At 59.1% G+C, this 22,274-nt stretch carries 18 protein-coding genes and 1 pseudogene; 9 read left to right on the top strand and 10 right to left on the bottom strand.

Annotation, left to right across the window (positions count from 1 at the left end; genetic code table 11):
* Positions 1–262: 262 nt before the first annotated feature.
* Positions 263–1,393 (top strand): glutamate--cysteine ligase, encoded by a 1,131-nt coding sequence (locus tag HMPREF2656_RS04980; RefSeq protein ID WP_070816012.1) that lies wholly within the window; start codon positions 263–265, stop codon positions 1,391–1,393.
* An 18-nt stretch (positions 1,394–1,411) separates the two neighbouring features.
* On the opposite strand, the gene HMPREF2656_RS04975 is transcribed toward HMPREF2656_RS04980, so the two are convergent.
* The 7 genes from HMPREF2656_RS04975 to HMPREF2656_RS04945 form a co-directional block, all read right to left on the bottom strand.
* On the bottom strand, positions 1,412–1,819 hold the full coding sequence (locus HMPREF2656_RS04975) for a monovalent cation/H(+) antiporter subunit G (RefSeq protein WP_070614382.1): 408 nt from the start codon (positions 1,817–1,819) through the stop codon (positions 1,412–1,414).
* Positions 1,816–2,094: a monovalent cation/H+ antiporter complex subunit F gene (locus tag HMPREF2656_RS04970; protein ID WP_070422450.1), complete on the bottom strand. Its 279-nt coding sequence runs from the start codon at positions 2,092–2,094 to the stop codon at positions 1,816–1,818. The genes HMPREF2656_RS04975 and HMPREF2656_RS04970 overlap by 4 nt, the downstream gene beginning before the upstream one ends.
* Positions 2,091–2,612: a Na+/H+ antiporter subunit E gene (locus HMPREF2656_RS04965; RefSeq protein ID WP_180950054.1), complete on the bottom strand. Its 522-nt coding sequence runs from the start codon at positions 2,610–2,612 to the stop codon at positions 2,091–2,093. The genes HMPREF2656_RS04970 and HMPREF2656_RS04965 overlap by 4 nt, the downstream gene beginning before the upstream one ends.
* Positions 2,612–4,312 carry a Na+/H+ antiporter subunit D gene (locus HMPREF2656_RS04960; protein WP_083319445.1) on the bottom strand — a complete coding sequence of 567 codons (1,701 nt, stop codon included), beginning with the start codon at positions 4,310–4,312 and terminating at the stop codon, positions 2,612–2,614. Before HMPREF2656_RS04960 ends, HMPREF2656_RS04965 begins: the two co-directional genes overlap by 1 nt.
* A gap of 1 nt (position 4,313) precedes the next feature.
* Positions 4,314–4,775 (bottom strand): Na(+)/H(+) antiporter subunit C, encoded by a 462-nt coding sequence (locus tag HMPREF2656_RS04955; RefSeq protein WP_070816011.1) that lies wholly within the window; start codon positions 4,773–4,775, stop codon positions 4,314–4,316.
* A complete protein-coding gene (locus HMPREF2656_RS04950) occupies positions 4,776–7,754 on the bottom strand; it encodes a Na+/H+ antiporter subunit A (RefSeq protein WP_070816010.1) in 2,979 nt (992 codons plus the stop codon).
* Between the two features lie 160 nt (positions 7,755–7,914).
* Positions 7,915–9,285 (bottom strand): dipeptidase, encoded by a 1,371-nt coding sequence (locus tag HMPREF2656_RS04945; protein WP_070482327.1) that lies wholly within the window; start codon positions 9,283–9,285, stop codon positions 7,915–7,917.
* Between the two features lie 225 nt (positions 9,286–9,510).
* On the opposite strand from HMPREF2656_RS04945, the gene groL reads away from it, so the two are divergent.
* The 8 genes from groL (at position 9,511) to HMPREF2656_RS04915 (ending at position 20,557) form a co-directional block, all read left to right on the top strand.
* A complete protein-coding gene (gene groL, locus HMPREF2656_RS04940) occupies positions 9,511–11,148 on the top strand; it encodes a chaperonin GroEL (protein ID WP_070422454.1) in 1,638 nt (545 codons plus the stop codon).
* Positions 11,149–11,548: 400 nt separating this feature from the next.
* The gene (locus HMPREF2656_RS13050) at positions 11,549–11,716 is read left to right on the top strand and encodes a hypothetical protein (protein WP_168167538.1); all 168 of its coding nucleotides are present in this window, start codon (positions 11,549–11,551) and stop codon (positions 11,714–11,716) included.
* A gap of 29 nt (positions 11,717–11,745) precedes the next feature.
* Positions 11,746–11,913 (top strand): hypothetical protein, encoded by a 168-nt coding sequence (locus HMPREF2656_RS13045; RefSeq protein WP_168167537.1) that lies wholly within the window; start codon positions 11,746–11,748, stop codon positions 11,911–11,913.
* A 103-nt stretch (positions 11,914–12,016) separates the two neighbouring features.
* The gene (gene ppk2, locus HMPREF2656_RS04935) at positions 12,017–12,916 is read left to right on the top strand and encodes a polyphosphate kinase 2 (RefSeq protein WP_070422455.1); all 900 of its coding nucleotides are present in this window, start codon (positions 12,017–12,019) and stop codon (positions 12,914–12,916) included.
* Between the two features lie 458 nt (positions 12,917–13,374).
* A complete protein-coding gene (locus HMPREF2656_RS04930; protein ID WP_070816009.1) occupies positions 13,375–14,868 on the top strand; it encodes a SpaH/EbpB family LPXTG-anchored major pilin in 1,494 nt (497 codons plus the stop codon).
* A gap of 115 nt (positions 14,869–14,983) precedes the next feature.
* Entirely contained in the window at positions 14,984–15,892 is a 909-nt protein-coding gene (locus HMPREF2656_RS04925) for a class C sortase (protein ID WP_070452827.1), read from the top strand.
* On the top strand, positions 15,892–16,800 hold the full coding sequence (locus tag HMPREF2656_RS04920) for an LPXTG cell wall anchor domain-containing protein (RefSeq protein ID WP_070816008.1): 909 nt from the start codon (positions 15,892–15,894) through the stop codon (positions 16,798–16,800). The genes HMPREF2656_RS04925 and HMPREF2656_RS04920 overlap by 1 nt, the downstream gene beginning before the upstream one ends.
* A 97-nt stretch (positions 16,801–16,897) precedes the next feature.
* The gene (locus HMPREF2656_RS04915) at positions 16,898–20,557 is read left to right on the top strand and encodes a DUF6923 family protein (protein WP_070452778.1); all 3,660 of its coding nucleotides are present in this window, start codon (positions 16,898–16,900) and stop codon (positions 20,555–20,557) included.
* Positions 20,558–20,732: 175 nt separating this feature from the next.
* Here HMPREF2656_RS04915 and HMPREF2656_RS12785 read toward each other — a convergent pair whose 3' ends face one another.
* The 3 genes and pseudogenes from HMPREF2656_RS12785 to HMPREF2656_RS13040 all read right to left on the bottom strand — a co-directional run.
* The gene (locus tag HMPREF2656_RS12785) at positions 20,733–20,879 is read right to left on the bottom strand and encodes a hypothetical protein (protein ID WP_186806821.1); all 147 of its coding nucleotides are present in this window, start codon (positions 20,877–20,879) and stop codon (positions 20,733–20,735) included.
* A 79-nt stretch (positions 20,880–20,958) separates the two neighbouring features.
* On the bottom strand, positions 20,959–21,735 hold the full coding sequence (locus HMPREF2656_RS04910) for an ATP-binding protein (RefSeq protein ID WP_070816007.1): 777 nt from the start codon (positions 21,733–21,735) through the stop codon (positions 20,959–20,961).
* A pseudogene (locus HMPREF2656_RS13040) lies at positions 21,732–22,274 on the bottom strand (IS21 family transposase); the annotation flags it as partial. The gene HMPREF2656_RS04910 and the pseudogene HMPREF2656_RS13040, both read right to left, overlap by 4 nt.

The raw sequence follows: 22,274 nt of genomic DNA, 5'->3' as shown, positions 1-22,274 counted from the left end.
CGGCGCCTCCTACACGGTGCATTTCGTCGAAAATTAGCGAAATATGCCGTGTAGGAGGCGCCGTTTAGCTTTGCGACGACACCACACCGGCACCCGACCTCCACATGGTGAGAATGCAAGGGTGAAGATGGCCAAAAATCGGCCAGCTCTCCGTTGCGTCCTCACCATCTGTGTGGAAGGCGGAACCCCAACAGCACCGCCCCGCATATAAACCGCTTCGCCATGCCAGTCCCGGGAACCGAAGCGGTTAGGCTGGCTGACTATGGATCCGTTTCGCGATTTTGCCAGGTCGGCCGCCCCTACCCTCGGTGTCGAGTGGGAGATTTGTCTCGTCGACCCGGAAACGCGCGACCTTGTGCCGCGTGCGGCTGAGGTGATCGAGGAGGTGCAGAAGCGCAATCCGGACGTGCACCTGGAGCCGGAGTTTCTGCAGAACACGATCGAGCTTGTCACGCCGATCTGCACGAATACCAGGGAGGCGGTCGACGCCCTCCAGCGCGACCTCAAAGCGATCAAGGAGGTCGCGGATGAGAAGAACCTCCGCCTGTGGGCGAGCGGCGGCCACCCGTTTTCGGATTTCCGCACGAATCCGTTGAGTCCGAAGAACACGTATCAGGAGATCGCGGATCGCACCCAGTATTGGGGTCAGCACATGTTGTTGTGGGGTATCCACTGCCACATTGGGATCAGTCATGAGGACAAGGTGTGGCCGATCATTAATGCGGTGATGACGAAGTACCCGCACCTGCTCGCGATAAGCGCCTCGAGCCCGGGTTGGGACGGCATCGATACGGGTTACGCTTCGAACCGCACGATGCTTTACCAGCAGCTTCCCACCGCGGGTATGCCGTATCAGTTCCAGGATTGGGATGAGTGGGTTGCGTTTATGCGCGATCAACGGACTTCGGGCGTGATTAATCACACGGGTTCGATGCATTTCGATGTCCGTCCGGCCGCGAAGTGGGGCACGATCGAGGTTCGCATTTCGGATGCCACGTCTAACCTGCGCGAGCTTGCCGCGGTCGTGGCGCTCACGCACTGTCTCGTGGTCCACTACGACCGCATGTTGGATCGCGGCGAGTCCCTGCCGACCCTGCAGCAGTGGCACGTCGCGGAGAATAAGTGGCGCGGCGCCCGCTATGGCATGGACGCGCTTGTGATCACCAGCCGCGATACGGACGAGGATTGGATTAAGCACGAGTTGCAATTGCTTATCGACGAACTCACGCCCACGGCCCAAGACCTCAACTGCCTCGACGAGCTACGGCTGGTCAGCGAGATCGTCGAGCGCGGCGCTGGCTACCAGCGCCAGCGGGAGATTTACCAGCGCACGGGTGATTGGAAGGCGGTTGTGGACGCGACCTGCGACGAAATGTGGGAACTCACGCCGTAGCGCCGTAGCAGCCAGCCCTTAGCCCGCCGGCCGTTCGGTTTCGGTGGGCTTGTTGGGGTTGATGCGCTTGGGGTGGTAGCTGGCGGGGCGATCGTTGCGGGTGAGTTGGCCTTCTTCGCCGTAGAGGCCTTCGCGTCGGGCGATGCGGCCGAGGCGTTGGCCGGTGACGGGGTTGGTCATTAGGGCGAAGATGACCAGCAGGATCATGATGCCGATGTCGCCTTTTTCGTGGACGCCGAAGTCTTCGGCGGTGGTGACTCGGATGATGGTGCCGATCATGAACAGGACGAGCCCGGTGGTTTGGGGTTTGGTGATGGCGTGGACGCGCGCGAGGGTGGAGTTGAAGCGTGCGGTGCCGACGGCGGCGGAGAAGACCATGAACGCGCCGGGCAGGATGAAGATCAGGGAGATGATGTCGGTGATCATAGGGAACCATCCCTCTTGCGGAAGCGGGCGACGGACAGGGAGGCGATGAAGCCGAGGAGTGCGATGACGATCATCACGTTGACCACGGTGGTGTCTAAGGTCCAGCAGATGTAGAGGGCGAGGGCGCACTGGAGGGAGGCGGTGATGCCGTCGTTAGCTAGGACGCGGTCGAGGGAGTCGGGGCCGACGATGACTCGCCAGGCGAGGATGAAGAAGCCGGCGAAGATGAAGATGGCGGCTATGGCGAGGAAGACGTTGTAGATCGTTTCGTTCATTTGCTCCTGCTTTCGAAGATCCCGATCATTTGGCGTTCCAGGGTGGCTACGTTGGCAATTTCGCGTTCGATGTCGGCCGGGGTGGACGCGTCGAGGACGTGGATGGTCCATTCGCGGTTGGCCAGGTCGATGTCGGTGACGGTGCCGCCGGGCTGCAGGTTGTAGGCGCAGGTGGCCAGGTAGAACACCAATTCGTTGCTGACGCGCATGGGCACGCGCAGGATCGCGTTTTTGGGTTGGGGTTGGGGCCGCAGCGAGAGCCAGGCCACTTTGGCGGAGGCGACGATGAGGTCCCACAGCCAGATACCGACGAAGGCGATCAGGCGTGGCCAGTGGATGCGGTTGCCGCTGCGGGGGACGCGTGGCAGGGGTAGGGCCAGCACGATGACGACGCCTAAGGCGAGGCCGGCGGCGACGTTGCCCCAGGACACTTCGCCCATGAGCAGGACCCACATGAAGGTCAGCCACGCAATGTAGGCGGGGCGCATGCGGTTTTTTATACCGGTGAGCAGGCTCATCAGTTACGCACCTCCTGGTTGCGACGGTTCATCAGCGAGTCGTGCCCGCCTTGGGAGTCGGTGGGTTCGGTGAATGCGTCGAGGTTGCGGGTGGCTTGGGTGGGGTCGTCGATAAGTACTGCGCTGCGGTAGATGGTGACGTCTTGGGCGGATTGGGCGGCGCGGTCGGTGATGTTGGAGATCGGACCGGCCAGGAACGTGATCGACGTGGAGGTGAGTACCAGCAGTGCGGTGGAGAGGAACATGCCGACGGGGATGCGGCCGACGTCGTCGCGTTCGCCGGCAGAGACGGTTTCGCCGCGCTCGGCAAGGTTGGCGGGGCGGGCGAGGACGACGTCGCCTTCGGGGGCGTCGGCGCGATCACGCAGGAAGCCTTTGGACCAGACGTTCATCATGGCGTACAGGGTGAGCAGCGAGGTGACCACGGCGCCGCCGATGAGGGTCCAGGCGAGCCAGGAGCCGTCTTCGGCACCGGCTTGGATGAGCATGACTTTGCCCAGGAAGCCGGATAGGGGTGGGATGCCGCCGAGGTTGAGCGCCGGGATGAGGTACAGCACGCCGATGACGGGTGCGGTGTACAGCAGGGAGCCCAGGCGGCGCAGTTGGGCGGAGCCTGCTTGCCTTTCGACGAGCCCAATCACCAGGAACAGCGACGTCTGCACCAGAATGTGGTGGACGGCGTAGAAGATCGCGCCGGATAGGCCTGCGACGGAGCCGAGGGCCACGCCGAAGATCATGTAGCCGATGTGGCTGACCAGGGTAAACGACATGAGACGTTTGATGTCGTTTTGGGCGATTGCGCCCATCACGCCGACGATCATGGTCAACAGGGCGACCCACATGAGCATGTTGTCGAGCGAGCCGTCGGTGAACACGGTGGAGCGCATGCGGATGATCGCGTACACGCCAACTTTGGTGAGGAGGCCTGCGAACACGGCGGTCACGATGGAGGCGGCGGTGGGGTAGGAGTCCGGCAGCCAGGCGTCGAGGGGGAAGACGGCGGCTTTGATGCTGAAGGCGACGAGGATCGTCGCAAAGATTGCGGCGCGCGTACCGGTGGGTAGTTCGGCCATGCGGATTCCGACTTGTGCCATGTTCACCGTGCCCACGGACGCGTACACGAGCGCAAGCGCAAACAGGAACACCATCGACGACGCCATGGACACCATCACGTAACCGATGCCGGCGCGCACACGCTGCGGCGACGCGCCCAGGGTGAGCAGCACGTAGGAGGCGACGAGGAAGATCTCAAACCCGACGTACAGGTTGAACAGGTCACCTGCCAGGAATGATAGGTTCACGCCCATGCTCAGCAGCATGTAGGAGGGGAGGAACACGGCGATCGGGTCGTCGTCGTCACCATCGCGCAGACCTTGGGAGATGCCGTACCACATCACCGCGAACAGCACGATCGAGGAGACGAACAACATTATCGACGACAACCTGTCCGCCACCAACGTAATCCCGATCGGCGCCTCCCAGCCGCCCATTTGCACCGTTTGGATGCCGTGGATGTCGGCGACGATGATCAGCACCGCCGACATGACCGTCAGTGTGGCCAGGGTCAGCAGGGCAATGAAGCGCTGCAGGTTCACACCGCGGAACACCAGGATGAACGCCGCGGAGATGAGCGGCAGCAGAATCATCAGCACCGTCAGGTACGGCACTGCGGGCAGGGCCCAGTCGGCGAGGGCTAACATACTACTTCTCACGCTCCGCCCCCTTTACTGGCTCTTCGAACGATGCCGACGCAGCAGCCTTGCCGGCCGCTTCCTCTTCGTCGCGGTCGCCCGTCGGCGTGGTTGGGCGCACCGCAATTGCGCGGTCCTCTTCGTCGCGTTCGACCACGTCGTCGCTGCGGTAGCGGTACTGGCGGTAGGCGAGCGCGAGCATGAATCCGACCATCGCCATCGAGATGACAATGGCGGTCAGGATCATCGCCTGCGCGAGCGGATCGGCGGCGTCGGCTGCTGCTACGGAGTCGCGTCCGAGGATCGGCGGCGAGCCCGCGCGACCGCCCGACTGCAGCAGGAGCAGGTTCGCGCCGTTGCCGATGAGCAGCACGCCCATGATCATGCGCGTCATCACTTTGTCCAGCATGAGGTACACACCGCACGCGATGAGTACGCCCGAGCCGATGAGTAAGAACAGGTTCGCTTCCATTTACTTCTCCGAGCTCTTGCTAATCGACGACGACCCTGCCGACGACACCGCCGCCCGCTCATCAAACCGCTGCAGGCGATCACGCTTTTGCTGTTCGCGGCGCCTGCGGTTCTTCTCTTGCAGTTCGACGGCGCGGTCGCGGGCGCGCTGCTTACGGGACTCTTCTTCGAGGTCGATGTGGGCGCCCATGGAGGCCAGCACGTGCATGATGAGGCCGACGACGATGGCGTAGACGCCGGCGTCGAAAAGCAGGGCGGATGGGACGTCGAACTCGCCGATGAGCGGCAGACTGAACGTGGCGTACCCAGAGGTCAGTGGCGGGTTGCCGAAGAACATGGGCACGACCGCCGCAGTGGCGGACATCAGCAGGCCAGCGGCGAGCACCTTGCTTGGGTGCACCGGCAGGGTTGCTTCAATCTCCTTGCGACCGCCCGCCAGGTAGCGCAGCGTGAGCGCGAGTGCGGCGACAAGGCCGCCTGCGAACCCGCCGCCTGGGGCGTTGTGGCCGGAGAAGAAGAAGAACGCCGACAGCAGCATCATCGACGGGAACAGGATGCGGGTGGCAACCTCCACCATCAGGGAACGGTTCTGCGCCGTCTCGTCGTTGACGCCGGATGCGAGCCAGCGGGCCTTTGTGGTCTGCAGGGTCGGGCGGCGTGACTGGGTTTCAAACTTGCCGGTGCCGAAGATCAGGCTGGCCACACCCACTGCGGCGATGACCAGCACGGTGATCTCACCGAGCGTATCGGCGGCACGCAGGTCCACCAGCAGCACGTTGACGGTGTTGCGGCCGTGCCCGATCTCGTACGCCAACTCCGGCATGGTTGTGGAGATCGGCTCGGCCACGCGTGCGGACATCGCCGTCATGGCCACGACCACCACTGATACGCCGGTGCCAATGGAGAGCCAGGCGCGGAGACGGTTGTCGTCGTGACGCGGCTCGACCTCTGTGGGCATCTTGCGCAGCACCAGCATGAAGATAACCATCACAATGGTCTCCACCAGCGCCTGCGTCAGCGCCAAGTCCGGTGCGCCGTGCAGCGCGAAGATCATGGCCAGGCAGTAGCCGGTCATGCCGACCATGACCACGGCAGACAGGCGGTTGCGCTGCAGGGTGGCAAAGAACGCCATGCCCGCCATGATGATCACGATCAGGCCTTGCCAGACGTTTTCCCACACGATCATGCGGATGTTGTTCGACGCCCCCAGGATCAGCGCAGCCAACGGCACAACCATCAGCGTGGCAAAGATGACACCCAGGTTGATCGCCAACGAACCACGCTGGGTGGACGCGGTCAGGCGCATCGACCAGTGGTGCAGCTTGGCCAGGATGGTGTCGTAGACGCTGTTGGCGTTACCCAGCGCGGGCTGTTCAAACTGGGCCTTTGCCACCAGGTCGCGCTGCCAGAACATGATCGCGCCCGCAGTGATGATTACCGCAGACAGGATCAGCGGCACGTTGATGCCGTGCCACAGCGCGAGCGTTTCGCCTTCCACGTCGGGGAAGCGCGCGTCGAGGTGGTTGTTGATCGGGTCCGACAGCAGCGCCGGCACCAGGCCAAACACGATCGTGCCGGCGGTCAGGATGGCGGGGGAGAGCCACAGTGTGGGGCCCACCCGGTGCATGTCGCGCACGGCTTCGGAAGGCTTGCGGTCGTGCTCTGGTTTCGTCGCAAAGGCACCGTGCAGGAAGTACAGCGAGTACGCCATGGTCAGAATGGAACCAGCGACCATCACTACCAGCGTGATCCTGCCCGGCATACCGGTGAGCAACTCCTCGTGCAGGATCATCTCCAGCGCGGCTTCCTTGGCCACAAACCCGAACAGGGGCGGGATGCCAGCCATCGACGCAGCCGACACAATGGCCAACCCCGCCAACAACGGCTGCTTCTTGCCCAGCCCCGACAGCTCGTGGATGTCGCGCGTGCCGGTGGCGTGGTCGATCGTGCCCACAATCATGAACAGCGCGGCCTTAAACAACGAGTGCGCGAACGTGATCGCAAGCCCCGCCATCGCGGCCTCACGCGACCCCACGCCGATCACCGTGATGATGAAGCCCAGCTGGCTCACCGTGCCGTACGCCAGCACCAGCTTCAGGTCGCGCTGCTTCAGCGCCATCCAGCCACCCAGCAGCATGGTGAACCCACCCGTAGACAGCACCAGCAGGTGCCACGTGGTCACCGCCGACATGTCGGGCGCAAGCCTAGCGACGAGATAGATACCCGCCTTGACCATCGCCGCCGAGTGCAGATACGCCGACACCGGCGTCGGCGCCGCCATCGCGCCGGGCAACCAGAAGTGCCACGGGGCCTGGGCGGACTTGGTCAGCGCACCCAGCATGATCAGCACGATTGCCGCGGAGATCGCCGGGGTGCCCTCGATGTCGGCGATCTGGGACACCTCGGACAGACGCCAGATGCCGGCGTTGAAGCCTAGGAGGTTGATGCCCACCAGCATGGCCAGGCCACCCATTGTGGTGACCATCAGTGCCTGCATGGCTGCGCGTCTGGAGGTCGCCCGCTCCCCGTAATACGACACCAGCATGTACGACAGGATCGAGGTCAACTCCCAGAACACGTACATGAGCAGGAAGTTGTCTGAAATGACAAGGCCGTACATGGCCGTGGCGAAGGCGCTGAGCTCAAACCCGAACTTGGCCAGCCTGCGCGGGTTCGAGTCGAAGTAGCCCCAGCAGTAGAACAACACAAGCGCCCCGACACCCAGGATGATCAGGCTAAACAGCGCTGCTAGGGCATCGAGGCGAAACTCTAAGTTGAGGTTGGTCGATGGCATCCACGTGAACGTGGAAACGATCTCCCCGCCGTCGCGGAACACCCCGTCGGCGAAGAGTTTGACCACCCACAGGAAGCCGCCGAGCGGCACCAACGCCAGTAGGGCGAACGCCGAGCGGCCGATGCTGCGCAGCAGCACCGGGGCGATGGCGCTGGCAGCCGTGAGCGCAAGAAGTAACGTGAGCACGTTTCTGGCAGCCCTCCTTTGAGGTCGGTCGTACCGTTGGCGCGCCTAACCTCAGGGGCTTTCCAGTTCACACAGAAATAACTTGCTCATCGCGGCAACAAGATACAACGCGTCAACACCAGTGGCGCGGCCGTCTTTTTGCCACTGTAGCGAATTTTTCTTACTTCCCGTATTGCTGCAGGAACATCGCCTCGGCGATGGCCACATGTTCGATCTCGGTCGGGTCGACGGACTCGTCAACACCGTGAATGCCACACAGCGGCTCCTCCACGCCGTACAGTGCGATCTCCGCGTTGGGGAACTGCTCCTGCAGGGTGATGGTCAGTGGGATCGAGCCGCCGGTGCCTACGACAGCCAGCTCGTCTGCGCCGTATGCGTCCTTCAGGCACTGCCCAAGCTTTGCGACGGCCTCCGCTTCCACATCCGTAGAAAACGGCTGATTCACGCCACTGACCTGTACGTCCACCTTGGCGCCCCACGGGGTGTGGGCCTTGATGTGCTCCACCATCTTCTCCGCCACCTTGGCGGAGTCCTGGCCAGCCGGGACGCGCAGGTTGAACTGTGCTTCCGCGCGCGGGTTCACGGCGTTCATCGCCTCTGCAACCGGGGTGGAGGTAAAGCCGATCATGGTCACGGCCGGGCGCGCCCACACCAGGTCAGCCGGGTTATCGTCTGCGGTGCCCAGCAGTTCCACGCCGTCCAGGACGGTCGCGTCGCCGCGGAAGGTTTCCGGATCGTACGGGTCGCCGTCCCACTTCGCGGTGGTGTCCACGCCGTCGATGGTGGTGCGGCCGTGCTCGTCGAAAAGCGATGTTGCAATGACCATCAGTGCGTGCGCCGCATCCGGAGCCGCGCCGCCGAAACCGCCGGAGTGGATCGCGCCCTTGAGCGTTTCCACCGTCACGTTGATCTGGGCGCCGCCGCGCAGGGAAGTGGTCAGCGTTGGCACACCGACAGCGACGTTGCCGGAGTCCGCGATCAGGATCGCGTCCGCCTCAAACACCTCAGGCTTGTCGACGATCAACTTACCCAGACCGTCATCCCCACCGAGCTCCTCGGAGCCCTCGACGACAACCTTCAGCCCCAGGTCCGTGCCGCCGTTTTCCTCGACGAGGCGCAGTGCCTCCAGGTGCATGGCCAGGTTGCCCTTGCAGTCCGCCGAGCCACGCCCGTACCAACGGCCGTCACGCTCGGTCAGCTCGAACGGGTCGTTCGTCCACGCCTCCGGGTCGTTCGCCGGGACGACGTCGTAGTGCGAGTACAGCAGCACCGTCGGCATGCCGTTCTTCGCTGGCTTCGTAGCGACGATCGTGTCTGCATCGTCCACCGTCGGATAGCGGGTGACTTCAAAGCCGAGGTCCTTGAGCGCCTCGACCGTCCACACACACGCTGCCTCGTGCTCGTCCTTCAGGGCCGGGGTGGAGTGCGGGGAGTTAAAGGACACCAACTTGGACAGATCCGCGAAGATCCGGTCGCGCTGCGGTGCGTAGGTTGCTGTGCTGTTGCTTGTGCTGTTCTGTGCGTCAGTCATGGCATTACGCTAGCAGCAACCGAGCCAGCCCCTGCGTCTCTTGCACTCAACCCCCGAGAGTGCTAAAAATGTGGCTGGCACTCATCTCAACCGAGTGCCAAATAAACGAAGAAGAGCGGGTGAGGCTGAGGCCACTCGTCAGCCGTGCCGTCGCGGGCGCCTGCTTGCACCGACGAACTGAGTGATCGTCCACGTACGCCTATATATAAGGAGTGACACACTCACATGGCAAAGATGATTGCATTTGATGAGGAAGCACGTCGCGGCCTCGAGACCGGTCTGAACACCCTGGCTGATGCTGTGAAGGTCACGTTGGGCCCGAAGGGCCGCAACGTGGTGTTGGAGAAGTCTTGGGGCGCTCCGATGATTACCAACGACGGCGTGAGCATCGCTCGCGAGATTGACCTCGAGGATCCGTACGAGAAGATCGGTGCGGAACTGGTCAAGGAAGTCGCCAAGAAGACCGACGACGTCGCCGGTGACGGCACCACCACCGCTACCGTTCTCGCCCAGGCACTGGTGCGCGAGGGCCTGCGCAACGTTGCTGCTGGCTCCAACCCGATGGGCATCAAGCGCGGCATTCAGGCTGCCACCGACAAGGTGTCCAAGTACCTGCTGGATCAGGCGAAGGAAGTTGAGACCCAGGAGGAGATCGCTTCCACCGCTGGTATTTCGGCTTCCGACCCGGAGATCGGCAAGAAGATTGCTGAGGCGATGTACGCCGTCGGCAACGGTGCGGTGAACAAGGAGTCCGTGATCACGGTCGAGGAGTCCAACACGTTTGGTGTGGACCTCGAGGTTACGGAAGGTATGCGCTTTGACAAGGGCTTCATCTCCGCTTACTTCGCCACCGACATGGAGCGCGGCGAGGCCGTGCTCGAGGACCCGTACATCCTGCTGGTGTCCGGCAAGATCTCCAACGTCAAGGAGCTTGTGCCGGTGCTGGAGCAGGTTATGCAGTCCGGCAAGCCGCTGCTGATCATCGCTGAGGACGTTGAGGGCGAAGCCCTGTCCACCCTGGTTGTGAACAAGATCCGCGGCACCTTCAAGTCTGTGGCTGTGAAGGCTCCGGGCTTCGGTGATCGTCGCAAGGCAATGCTGCAGGATCTGGCGATCCTGACCGGCGGCCAGGTCATCTCCGAAGAGGTTGGCCTGTCCCTGGAGACTGCTGGCGTTGAGCTGCTGGGTCAGGCTCGCAAGGTTGTGGTGACCAAGGATGAGACCACGATCGTGCAGGGTGCTGGCCAGCAAGAGCAGATCGACGGCCGCGTGAAGCAGATCCGCGCTGAGATCGAGAACTCCGACTCCGATTACGACCGCGAGAAGCTGCAGGAGCGCCTGGCCAAGCTGGCCGGCGGTGTTGCGGTGATCAAGGTTGGCGCTGCTACTGAGGTGGAGCTCAAGGAGCAGAAGCTGCGCATCGAGGATGCTGTGCGTAACGCCAAGGCTGCCGTGGAGGAGGGCATCGTCGCTGGTGGCGGCGTGGCTCTGCTGCAGGCTGCCAACGAGCTCGAGGGCGACCTCGGCCTTGAGGGCGACGAGGCTACGGGCGTGAAGATCGTCCGCGAGGCCCTGTCCGCTCCGCTGAAGCAGATCGCGCTGAACGCTGGCCTGGAGCCGGGCGTGGTGGCTGACAAGGTTGCCAACCTCCCGGATGGCGAGGGTCTGAACGCTGCGACCGGCGAGTACGTCGACATGCTGGCCAACGGCATTGCGGATCCGGCGAAGGTGACCCGTTCCGCGCTGCAGAACGCTGCGTCCATCGCCGCGCTGTTCCTGACCACTGAGGCGGTTGTGGCTGACAAGCCGGAGCCGGCTGGTGCAAACCCGGGCATGGACCCGGAAGCAATGGGCATGATGTAATGCCCGCCTAATGAGCAACGCGTCCTTCGGGGCGCGTTTTTCTTTTGCGCATTTGCTTGTCGACGACCCCCTGAATAGGTGTAGTTCCCCACATCCACTTCCGGTTTGTGGCGTTTCTGGCGCGATTTTTGGCGCTGAATGATCTGTACAGTCGCCGTCGAATTCATATGACGTTTACTTCTTTTATTGAATTTGGGCAGGTAGTCGATAGAGCTGAAATATGGTTACGTTTTGGTAAACGTTAGGTGTTGAAAAATATCTGTCAGCATTGAAAACAATTCTGCAGTTTCTCTTGACGTAATCGTTACCTATGGCAAAATAACTCCCTGACGCCCGATGGGTGTCAGTACCTGTCAGTAAAGCCAGACACAGACTGGCACCTAACTTTTAGGAGCATGTAATGCCTGTAGATCTCAAGGTCATCCAGAAGGCGCTCAAGGACTTCAAGACGTTCGCAACCGCGATCGAGAAGATCTTCACCAAGACCCCGGAGTCTCTGCTGACGTTCGCTGAGAAGGTGTCCGGCGAGAAGGTCAACCCGAAGAAGCCGGCTGCAGACGCTAAGTAAGCACACCTTTTAACTAGGAGAAAAACATCATGGAAGCACTGTACAACTGGGTTGCACTTTCCTCCGGCACCGGTCTCGGCGTTGAGAACGGTAACGCTACCGAGGTTACCCGTATCCCGGGCGCTCTCGTTGAGCTGCTTGGCAACTTCGGCGTCCTCGCAGGCGCTCTCGCCGACCTCGTTGGTCTGGTTGCATAAGACCGACCTGTAAGGTGCCTCGTCGCTACGTGCGACGGGGCATTTTTCTGTTAGTGGGGGGCTTTCCCAGCGCAGCGAGGCAAAGCGGAATAGAATGAGTGGTATGGCTGACCACAAGGATGACGAACTGCCGATGATCGACCTCGCCCAGACCGAAGGCTGGGTTGTGGACGACACCGATGAAGACGATCCGGTGCTGCTGATGCCGGACGGCACTGCGATTCAGACGTGGCGCGAGAATTACCCGTACGATGAGCGCCTCTCCCGCGATGAGTATGAGCATGAGAAGCGCGCGCTCCAGATTGAGCTGCTGAAGTGGCAGAACTGGACGAAGGATACTGGTCAGCGCCACATCATTATTTTCGAGGGCCGCGACGCCGCCGGTAAGGGTGGCACCATCAAGCGCTTTAACGAGCACCTCAACCCCCGTGGTGCTCGTACGGTTGCGTTGGAGAAGCCTTCGCCACGCGAGAGCACGTCGTGGTACTTCCAGCGCTACATTGAGCACTTCCCGGCTGCGGGCGAGATCGTGTTCTTCGACCGTTCCTGGTACAACCGCTCCGGCGTTGAGCGTGTGATGGGTTTCTGTACCGAGTCGCAGCACGCTGAGTTCCTGCGTGAGGTGCCGATGCTGGAGAACATGATCCTCGGCTCCGGTATCTCGCTGACCAAGTTCTGGTTCTCGGTGACCCAGAAGGAGCAGCGCACCCGCTTTGCTATCCGCCAGGTGGATCCGGTGCGTCAGTGGAAGCTGTCGCCGATGGACTTGGCGTCGCTGGATAAGTGGGAGGACTACACCCGCGCGAAGGAGGAGCAGTTCCGCTACACGGATACTGACGAGTCCCCCTGGATCACCATCAAGTCCAACGACAAGAAGCGCGCCCGCCTGAATGCGATGCGCTACATTCTGTCCAAGTTTGAGTACACGAACAAGGACCACGACGTGGTTGGCGAGCCCGACCCGTTGATCGTCAAGCGTGGCCGCGACCAGATCGGCGACTAGAGCCCCTGCTTAGCGACGACCCTCTGCCCCGGGATTCCGGCGCAGAGGGTCTTTTTCATGCGTTTGTATAGCGGGGTAAACGTGCTGGTGGGGAGTGTTTGACGCGGTTAGCGCGGTTGCTAAGAAATCCCTTGAAAAACTCACGCAAAAAGTGTGTCGAACATCTCCACCCCACCTTATATGTGACGTCGAACACCCGTTTTTCGGTGTCATTTGCCTGTAAGGCCAGCTCGCTTTTCGCAGCAAACGCAAAGGTTTGGAAACTTGCCTGAAACCATCCTTAACGAGGGGAAACGGCCCATATTTGCGCTTTACTTAAGTTGTGCAACCAAATAAACTTTACGATGGCGCCCAGGCTGGGCCCAGAAGAATCGCACGAAGGACACGTCGTGCGAACAGACTTCTCTCGCTGACCAATAGGGCCCAGCGACAAACATTTCTCCGAAAGGACCACCACTATGGCAATTGCCATGAAGAAGACCGCTGCGATCGCAATCGCCGCAGGCCTGACCTTCGCCGGTTCCGCCGGCATCGCCGCGCAGGACGCGCTGGCGCAGGAAAACGCTCCTGCCGTAGCCGCGTCGACGATTGATGTAAATAAGAAGGGGTCCATCACCCTTTACAAGAAGGCTGATCCGGCCAAGACCGGCACGCCGACCGGTGAAAAGGATGACTCCGTCGAGGGGACGAACCTGCCGGGTGCTGGCTTCACGCTGTACAAGGTGACCAACGCTTCCCTGAAGACCAATGCTGATTTGGTGAAGGCCGCGGGTCTGACTCCCAAAACCGCGGAGATCGATGAGACTCCAGTGAAGACCGAAACCAAGACTGACGCAGACGGTAAGATTTCGTGGACTGACCTGCCGGTTGGCGTTTACCTTGTCAAGGAAACCACTCCTGTGAAGGACTACTCCCCAGCAGCTGACTTCCTCGTGTTCGTTCCTATGACGAAGTCGAACGCTCAGGCGGGTGGCACGGAGTGGATGTACGACGTTGTCGCATATCCGAAGAACTATAAGCAGAAGAATCCGGAAAAGTCGGTTGTCGATACTGGCAAGAACGTGAGCCAGAACGTTGTATACACGGTGAAAACGTGGGCGCAGACGATCGACACCGAGCGCCAGCAGCGTACGATCTACCGGATCGAAGATACGTTGGATCCGAAGGCTACGACCACTGCGGATCAGGTCGAGATTCTTGGCGACAAATACGTGAAGGGCACTGACTACACCGTTGCTGTCGACGGCCAAAAAGTTGTCATCACCTTCACCGAAGCTGGTGTGAAGAAGATCGCCAACGGTGAGGAGATCTCCGCCGAGATCACGGCCAACGTCAAGGAAATGCCGAAAGGTGGCATCCTGAAGAACACCGCTGTACAGATCGAGAACAACCCGAACAACGTACAGGAAGAGAAGAAGAAGCCGACGAACGAGGTCGAGACCCGTTACGCCGGTATCAAGTTCAAGAAGGTCAACAGCAAGGGTGACGCCCTTAAGGGCGCTGAATTCAAGGTCTACGGCGCTACTGACGGCCAGGATTGTAAGGCAGCGGTCACCAACGATAAGGCGCTTCAGACCACTGAGGGCAAGAACCTGTTCGTTTCGGATCAGGACGGGAAGGTGACGATCAACGGCCTGCACGTCAACGACCGTGCGAACAGCGATCAGAACACCAAGAATGAGTGGACAAAGTACTGCCTCGTAGAGACGAAGTCTCCGAAGGGCTACGAGCTGCTGTCCCAGCCGATCGAGTTCACCCTCCTGTGGAAGGACGCTGGCTCCCTCCAGAACATCACGGTTGGTGATAAGGAAGGCGAGGTCGTCAACTTGGACGACACCACTCCGTTCCTGCCGAACACGGGTGGTATGGGTATCGCCATCTTGGTCCTTGCGGGTCTCGGAATTATCGGTGGTGGCGCATACGTTGCTCGCCGTAATTCGAAGACTGCCTAGTTGTTAGGTGCTGGTGCAGCACCGGCGTTGTGTTGCACCACGCCGTCGGCGGAGGGCGTGAAACTCCGCCCATGTTTTAACCCCATAGTTCCTGTTGAGAAAGACGTTGATTGCTGTGACTGCTCCGGCAAAGGCAAAGCACAGGCGGCAGCCTGAGGCGAAGTCGCTGTTTCAGCGAATCGGTGTTCCAGCAATCATCATTCTTCTTGGGCTTGCTGTCTTGATGTATCCGGTTGTTGCTACGCAGTGGAATAACCGAGCACAAGAACAGGTAGCGAAGGACTATGAATCTCTGCTGCATGACCAGCCAGAGCCACAATTAAATACTGAGATCGAAGCTGCGAGGGCGTACAACGAAAGCCAGACGGACGGGCCAATCCTCGATCCCTGGTTAGCACGTGTGTCGAAGGATAATGCGTCGTACCAGGAGTATCTGGGCCAACTGTCGGGGTTCCCTGCAATGTCGCAGATTGTGATTCCGAGTATTGACTCCCGCTTGCCGCTGTATCACGGCACTGCAGAGGACACACTGCAAAAAGGCTTGGGGCACTTATTCGGTACGGCGCTTCCGGTTGGTGGTGAAGGCAGCCACTCCGTGGTTACAGGGCACACTGGAATCCCTACCGCAACCCTGTTTGACAACCTGTCAGACGTCGAAGTCGGCGACGCAGTCTACGTCTCCACGTTCGGTGAGCGCATGAAGTACAAGGTGTACGACATCGAGGTCGTCCTCCCCGACGAGACCGACAGCCTGCGCGCCGAGCCCGGCCGTGACCTGCTCACGCTGATCACGTGCACCCCGTACGGCATCAACACGCACCGCCTGCTGGTCCACGCCGAGCGCGTGCCAATGGATCCGGACGAAGCGCAGATTCTCGACGAATCCACCTCCACCTTCCAGTGGTGGATGTGGGCCCTCGGCGGCGTCTCCCTGCTGGTACTGCTGGCCCTGATCTGGTGGATCATCCGCGAAAAGAAGAAGAGCGACCGCAAGGACGCTATGAACAAGGAGGTTCAGTCCTAATGCGAGCTTCGAAGATTGTCGCGACTCTTGGCGCGGCGTCCATCCTGGCCACCGGCGCGTTCATGCCGTTTGCCGATGCCCGCGTGGTCTCCGGCAACGACAAAAACATCCCCGCCAACAGCGTGGACACCACCAAGCCGATCTTCCTGGTGGTAAAGAAGAACGAGCCGAACCCTAACGACGACATCCCCGCCGGCGCGAAACCACCAGCCATCGAAGGCTCCATCTTCGTGCTTTCCCGCGTGAAGGGCATCGACGTGACCACGGAGGAAGGCCGCGAGGGCGCCAAGAACCTCACGATGGAGGACGTTCGGAAGCGTGGACTGGAGGACGCCGATAGGGCGACCACCGACGCGAAGGGCCGAGTGCAGTTCAGCTACCTGAAGCCTGGCCTGTACCTGCTCGAGGAGCAAGCGCCTGACGACGACCACGAGTACCACCTCTCCAGCCCGCAGCTGATCATCCTGCCGCTTGGCGACGTGTCGGGTGAGCACTTCACCTACGACAACATCATCGTGACCAAGTGGGACACCGATCCGGGCCTGTCCCCGTCGCCGTCGCCGACACCAACCCCGACGCCGGGGTCGTCGACACCCGCGACACTGACAACGCCGACATCGCCAGGGACCACCGCGCGGACAACGACACCTTCGGGCAGCACCGTGACCACGGTGACCACCCCGGTCAAGACCACGTTGACCACCACCCGGCCCGACGGCTCCACCACCGTGGTGACCACGCGAACCAGCTCGGTGACCACAGTGACCAAACCGGCAGATAACACCCGCGGCGGCGACCTGGCCTCCACAGGCGCGAACGTGCTGTGGGCCGCAGGACTCGGCGGACTGCTCATTTTGATCGGGTTCGTGCTGGCCCGGCGAAGCAAAAACGAAGAACAGACACGGTAGATAAGCGGATTTAGGAACAAGGATTATGCGAAACATTATGAAGCCTGCAGCCACTGCGAGCTCGCGCACCCGTCGCTCCGTTCGTGGAGTCGCTGCTGTGGTCGCCTCGTTGGCGCTCGCCGCCGGCCTGGGCTCCTACCCGGTCGACGCGCAGGAGGGGGTTGCTTCTGCGACTACGGCAGGTGCTGCGGAGAGTGCTGTGGCGGAGAACACGGTGGCGTCGGAGGCTGTAGAAACTAGCTCGGTAGCGCCGGTCAAAACCGAGGGTGATATGTTCCACTCGGAAAAGCTTGAGAAAGATAATGGATCTGGACCCGCTACACCCCAGATTTCACAATCTCCAATTAGCTGGACCCGTGAAGGTGACGTCGAACGCGTCGTCGTAGAAGACCCAGAAGGTGAAGTCTGGGAGTTTGGCGGCAAAGCGTCAAAGGAAGATGTGTTCGCTATCAAACGTGTAGGTGAAGGTGATATTGAGGAGATTCGTTCTGTCACAATCGATGATCGCGTAATTGAACCAGAGTTCTATGGATTCGTTAACGGCGAAGATGCCGATTACCTCGCATTTGACATCCAGGGCCTCCACACGATCCCACCAATGCGAGTCGAGTTCGAAGTAGTGACTTCCGGGGAATCTGTCTACTCAATCGCGGACAGCAACGATGTGCCGACTAAGGATGAACTTGCAGAGTCAGGCTTTGGGCAGACAATCGGCGCCGAGCTTAATGCGGGAATTGAGCTTGGCGTTGGTGAACTTCGAGCCTCGCAGCCAGGGCAATTTCCCGATCTCCCAGGCGTTTACGATCAAGAGTTTTCGCTGACTAGTCCGAAAGCAGATTGGCTAGATGGGAACCCACAACTCCAGTTTCGCGTGAATGAAACCGGAAACTGGCGGATGACGCGATTTGCCATCAAGAAGAACAAAGACAATGCAGCCACTAAGGCTATTGATGGACCGGTTCGAGTCCGGGTTGTCCGCGGGGGGAATACCGTTGTTGACCGTACCTTCGCTGACATTCAGAAGAGAGAGTGGGGGTGGAACGCTAACGGTAAATCTGAAGATACGGAATTCCGTCTTCTTCCCAAGGTCGATGACTTGTACCTCAAGGGCGGGGATACGGTCATTCTTAATCCCGTTGCGCCTGCAAGTGGTTTTTACCGTGTGCAAGTTTGGGGACAGAATCTCGATAGCCAGCCGCAGGATCACACGGTTGTAGTGTCTGGTGACGGTATCCCAGTGTCCGAGCACAAAACTCTGGGAAACAATCCATACGAGACGACTTTTGACGTGAAGTCGCGATCCGAGTTTACGAGTGCGACCGTAACGCTGAGTCCTACAGCAAATACTGAAGACGTATTTTTCTCTCTCCCCATTGAAAAGGCGGAAGGCGTTTCAATTCAGCGAAAGGTCGAAAAATACGGAGACCGTGTTGTTATTACCTGGTATCCGGTAAAGGATGGTAAGCAAATCGACTCCGTAATAATTCCTGCAGATTCAACTGTCACTTTGAGGACAACATATCGGTCGGCTCCGACGCGGGATGAGGAAATCGTACTGCACGGAAAGGTAGTCGAAAAGGAAGCAACGGAAGATCCAGATGGGTCAAGCACAACCACGGCACCATTGCCGATTGCGCCGCCGATTACGGAGGATGATGTTCCTCCAATTACGAAGCCCGGTGAAAAATGTACCTACCGTGACCCTAGTAAAGTCGATACTCGTCAACCCGCGCGCTCATTGACTGTTGCAGAGGAAGAATTCGGTTTTCGTCGATTCATTGTGGCCAGTCCGAATAGTTCTGGATCCCGTATCTCCTCGCAGCTTTATCTCGAAATCGACGATGAAGATTACGATGGTCGATTCGTACAGATGAAGATTGGTCCGAAGACTGGATGGGTGTACAACGCACTTGCATACAATCGTCAAGACAACTACTTGTATGCGATCAGTCAGCCACGGCACTCCACTGGACACGGTTACGAGGATGACCCCTGTTTTCCTGCAGGTCATTTGCTCCAAATTAACCCCTACACGGGACAGATCTACGACCTTGGAAAAGTGGATGGCTTTGAAGGCCAGCTACCTGAGGACCACAACAATTATGATGCGGTAGCTAACGACCTTGGTAGTGGAATTAACGCTGGTACCTTCGATTCGCAGGGGCGGTACTGGGTCTCCGGCTCATCGAACTGGGGCACAGGTAGGCTATATGAAATTGATCTAGCCAATGTAAAAGCAACATCGAAGAGTTCTCTCGGAGATCGGACACCACGACAAACACCATGGCGCCAAGAGCATAAATTCCGTTCAGTGTCCGAGGACTTTGTCAGCATTGATTCCGCCCCAGATTATGTATGGGGACTACAAAGTACTTGGGCAGCAGGGCAAGGGAAGATCTATCTCGAGCGCGTTGATCTGAGCGGAAAGCAGCAAGGACTTCGGCTTGATGTTACTGACCTTCTAGTTCCAGATACGAACCAGACCTTGGGACAATTTCTCGGCGCTTCGAACAACCGCTATCTTGTCTTTGGACAAGCTTGGGTGGAGGCTGACGGATCAATTGCGTTCGGGCTTGGTGGCGGGTCCGCGGCCGGACAGAATGAAGCGCAGATCATCAAGCTTAAGATTAATGATCCAACGAAAAAGCTAAGTGGGACTAAGACTGCTAAAGACCTCGGGATTACCGTAGTCGGGACAGGCTGGGCTCCAACCTCGTATAACACGGATGCCGCTTCGGCCCCTGCGCCGGAGAGTCCAAGCGTCAGGGTCGACCCAAAGGTCGAGAAAAAGGCCATTCAGGATCAAGTGGTCGACAATGGTGATGGAACATACACGGTTGACTATCGGGTGCTGCTTAAAAACGAAGATAAGGCTAATAGTGCGCGTTACCGGCGGGTAGTTGATACACCTCAGATGCCAGAGGGTGTCGTGCTTGAACGAACAAGTTGGTCTTTCATTGATGAGTTTGGACGTGAGCGTTCAAAGTCTTCCCAAAATGGAGATGGCCCGTTTATCCTTTCAGAAGGTGGCGAGATCCGACCGAGAGGCGAAAAGCAATTCGACGCTACAAGCAACGGTATGCATTCCTTTAACGTCAAAATGGTCTTCTCAGTTCGCCCAGGCGTAGTGCTTTCGGCGGAAGAAGAATGTAAGCCATATCAAGGTCTCTTCAATACAGTTAAAGTCGGACCAAACGAGGACACAGCCTGTGTTCCACCTCCAGAAAGCAAAAATGAAAAGGTTTCTTTACGTCTTGTGAAGATTTCATCCGAAGACTTTGAAGGAGAGTTGCCAAAGCCTGAAAACCGTTTGGAGGGAGCCGAATTCACTCTGGAAAAGCTTGGCGATGGTGAACATGTCGTGGACCGAAAACTGCTCGACTTCAGTGAGGAATTCGGCTTTTACAGGGCGGATGATTTGGAAGTCGGTAACTATCGACTTATCGAGACAAAGTCTCCTGTGGTAGATGGAAATGTCTATAGTTTGCTGGTTAAGCCGATTCTGTTCTCGGTTACCATGAAAGACGGCAAGGCAGCAGTTGTGATTGACCAGGATTCGGAGGTCATCGCGAAACAGGTGAACAATGAATCTGCGCCATCTACCTGGGGTCTTACCTCGACAGATGCCGTTTTGACAGTAGCCAACGTTCGCCAGGGCGATCTGCCGAAGACAGGAGGAACTGGTCTCCAGCTGCCGATCCTGCTCGGTGGTGCGCTGATCGCTGCGGGTGCGCTCGTGGGACGTCGTAAGGTATAACCGGGGCACCCCTCGCGGGTAAACGAACAGAACGGGCGTTGCACTGAACATCAAGGTTCAGTGCAACGCCCGTTCTGGGTAAAAGGAAACCCGCCTCCGAAGAGGACGGGGGATCTATGAGCACGAGTATATACGACCGGATGGATTCGCCAAGCCAACCGCCCCGACCCAACCTCTAAAACACCAACTGGTCCAGGAAGCGTTGCGCGCGTTCGGACTTCGGGGCGGCGAAGAACTCCTCGGGTGGGGCGATCTCCACGATGTGGCCGGCGTCCATAAACGCGATGCGGTTAGCAACCGCGCGGGCGAATGTTAGGACCACGGATTTAGTAACGCTGTGGTGAGTATCCAGTAACGCCCGGGTGAGTATCGGGTAACACCCGGGCGTTGACTATGAGCCGCTACTGCGTATTGGCTTCGAGGCGCATGTTTGGTCCTTCGAGTGTGATGATCTCAGCGCCAACGACAAGCCGATTCAGTATCGACTCGGCGATGACAGCATCCGGGATGGACTTGTACCACTCATCGGGCGTGAACTGGGAGGTGACAATGGTTGATCCCCGGTGTTCACGCTCAGCAAGAATGTTGAGCAGCTGGTGTGCTGTGGCAGCATCAATCGGCGTTGTTAAGAAGTCATCAAGTACGAGTACGTCTGCCAGGTGTAAGTCTTGAAGAAACTCCATGCGTGCTGTGTCATCATGGCGTAGCACCATTAGCTGGTTGGCCAGGGTGTCTGTGCGGAAGAAACGGGCAGAGTAGTCGTTTCTGCAAGCAGCGGTAAGGAGTGCTTGGGCCAGGTATGTTTTGCCGACGGATGATTTGCCGAGGATGACAATGCTTTGCGCTTTTTGACACCATTGGCAGTGAGCGAGTCTGGTGATTTGCTCTTTGTTGAGGTTGCGGCCGGGTGCGTAGGTGATGTCTTCGATACACGCATCGAGATTTGGCGATCGGGATGCTTTGAGTAATTTGTTGACTCGTCGTTCACGCTTGGCCGCGACTTCTTTATCGAGCGCGTAGAGCACTTTGTCAGAAAAGCTCCACGAGTCGAAGATGGGATCTGCTGCAATATCAATCACGGTTCGGCCAAAAGCCGTCATACGTAGATCGGTAAAGACAGGCAGGATCGATTCATCAAGAAAGCGCGCTGATGCTGATGCTGGTTGTGGCTGTGTCATGAATGTAGGGGTCCTTTCTTCGTGAGGTTTTCCGTACTGAACTGGGCAGACCCACCCAGATATGCGCCGCGGGTATCGCGTGCGTGTTCCACCGGTGGTGTTTCAGGCGCTGTTGTGGCTGGCAGATCATGGCCTGTCGGGCGGGTTGATTGGTCTTTGCGTACCGCGGCCATCATGTTTTTCACCGCGGTATACGACACTGCTCTCCTGGTGCCATCAGGTGCGATCAGGCGTGCACAGGCTTGTTCCAAAATCACTTTGTTGGCGTGTTTGCCCATATTCAGTACGTTTCGGCACGACTGAAATGCCTGGGCAGGGATTGCCTTTGCGCTGATGAGTTCTTCGATGACTGTCCGGGTTGCTGGCCCGATCTTGGCTGCTTCACGGTAGAAGTAGTCACTGGTCCACAACCCTGTGGTATCAGCCATGTTGGCAGGAATATGATCCACATCGGTGACATAGATTCCCCGGGCTTGGGCAAGCCGGTGGGTTGCAACACGCTGCCCGGCATCAAAGACGGTTACTTCATTGCCAGTGAT

Origin of the sequence: Corynebacterium sp. HMSC034B08, from assembly GCF_001835805.1 — a bacterium.
GTDB classification, from domain to species: Bacteria; Actinomycetota; Actinomycetes; order Mycobacteriales; family Mycobacteriaceae; genus Corynebacterium; species Corynebacterium coyleae.
This window is presented reverse-complemented; position numbering and strand designations above follow the sequence as displayed.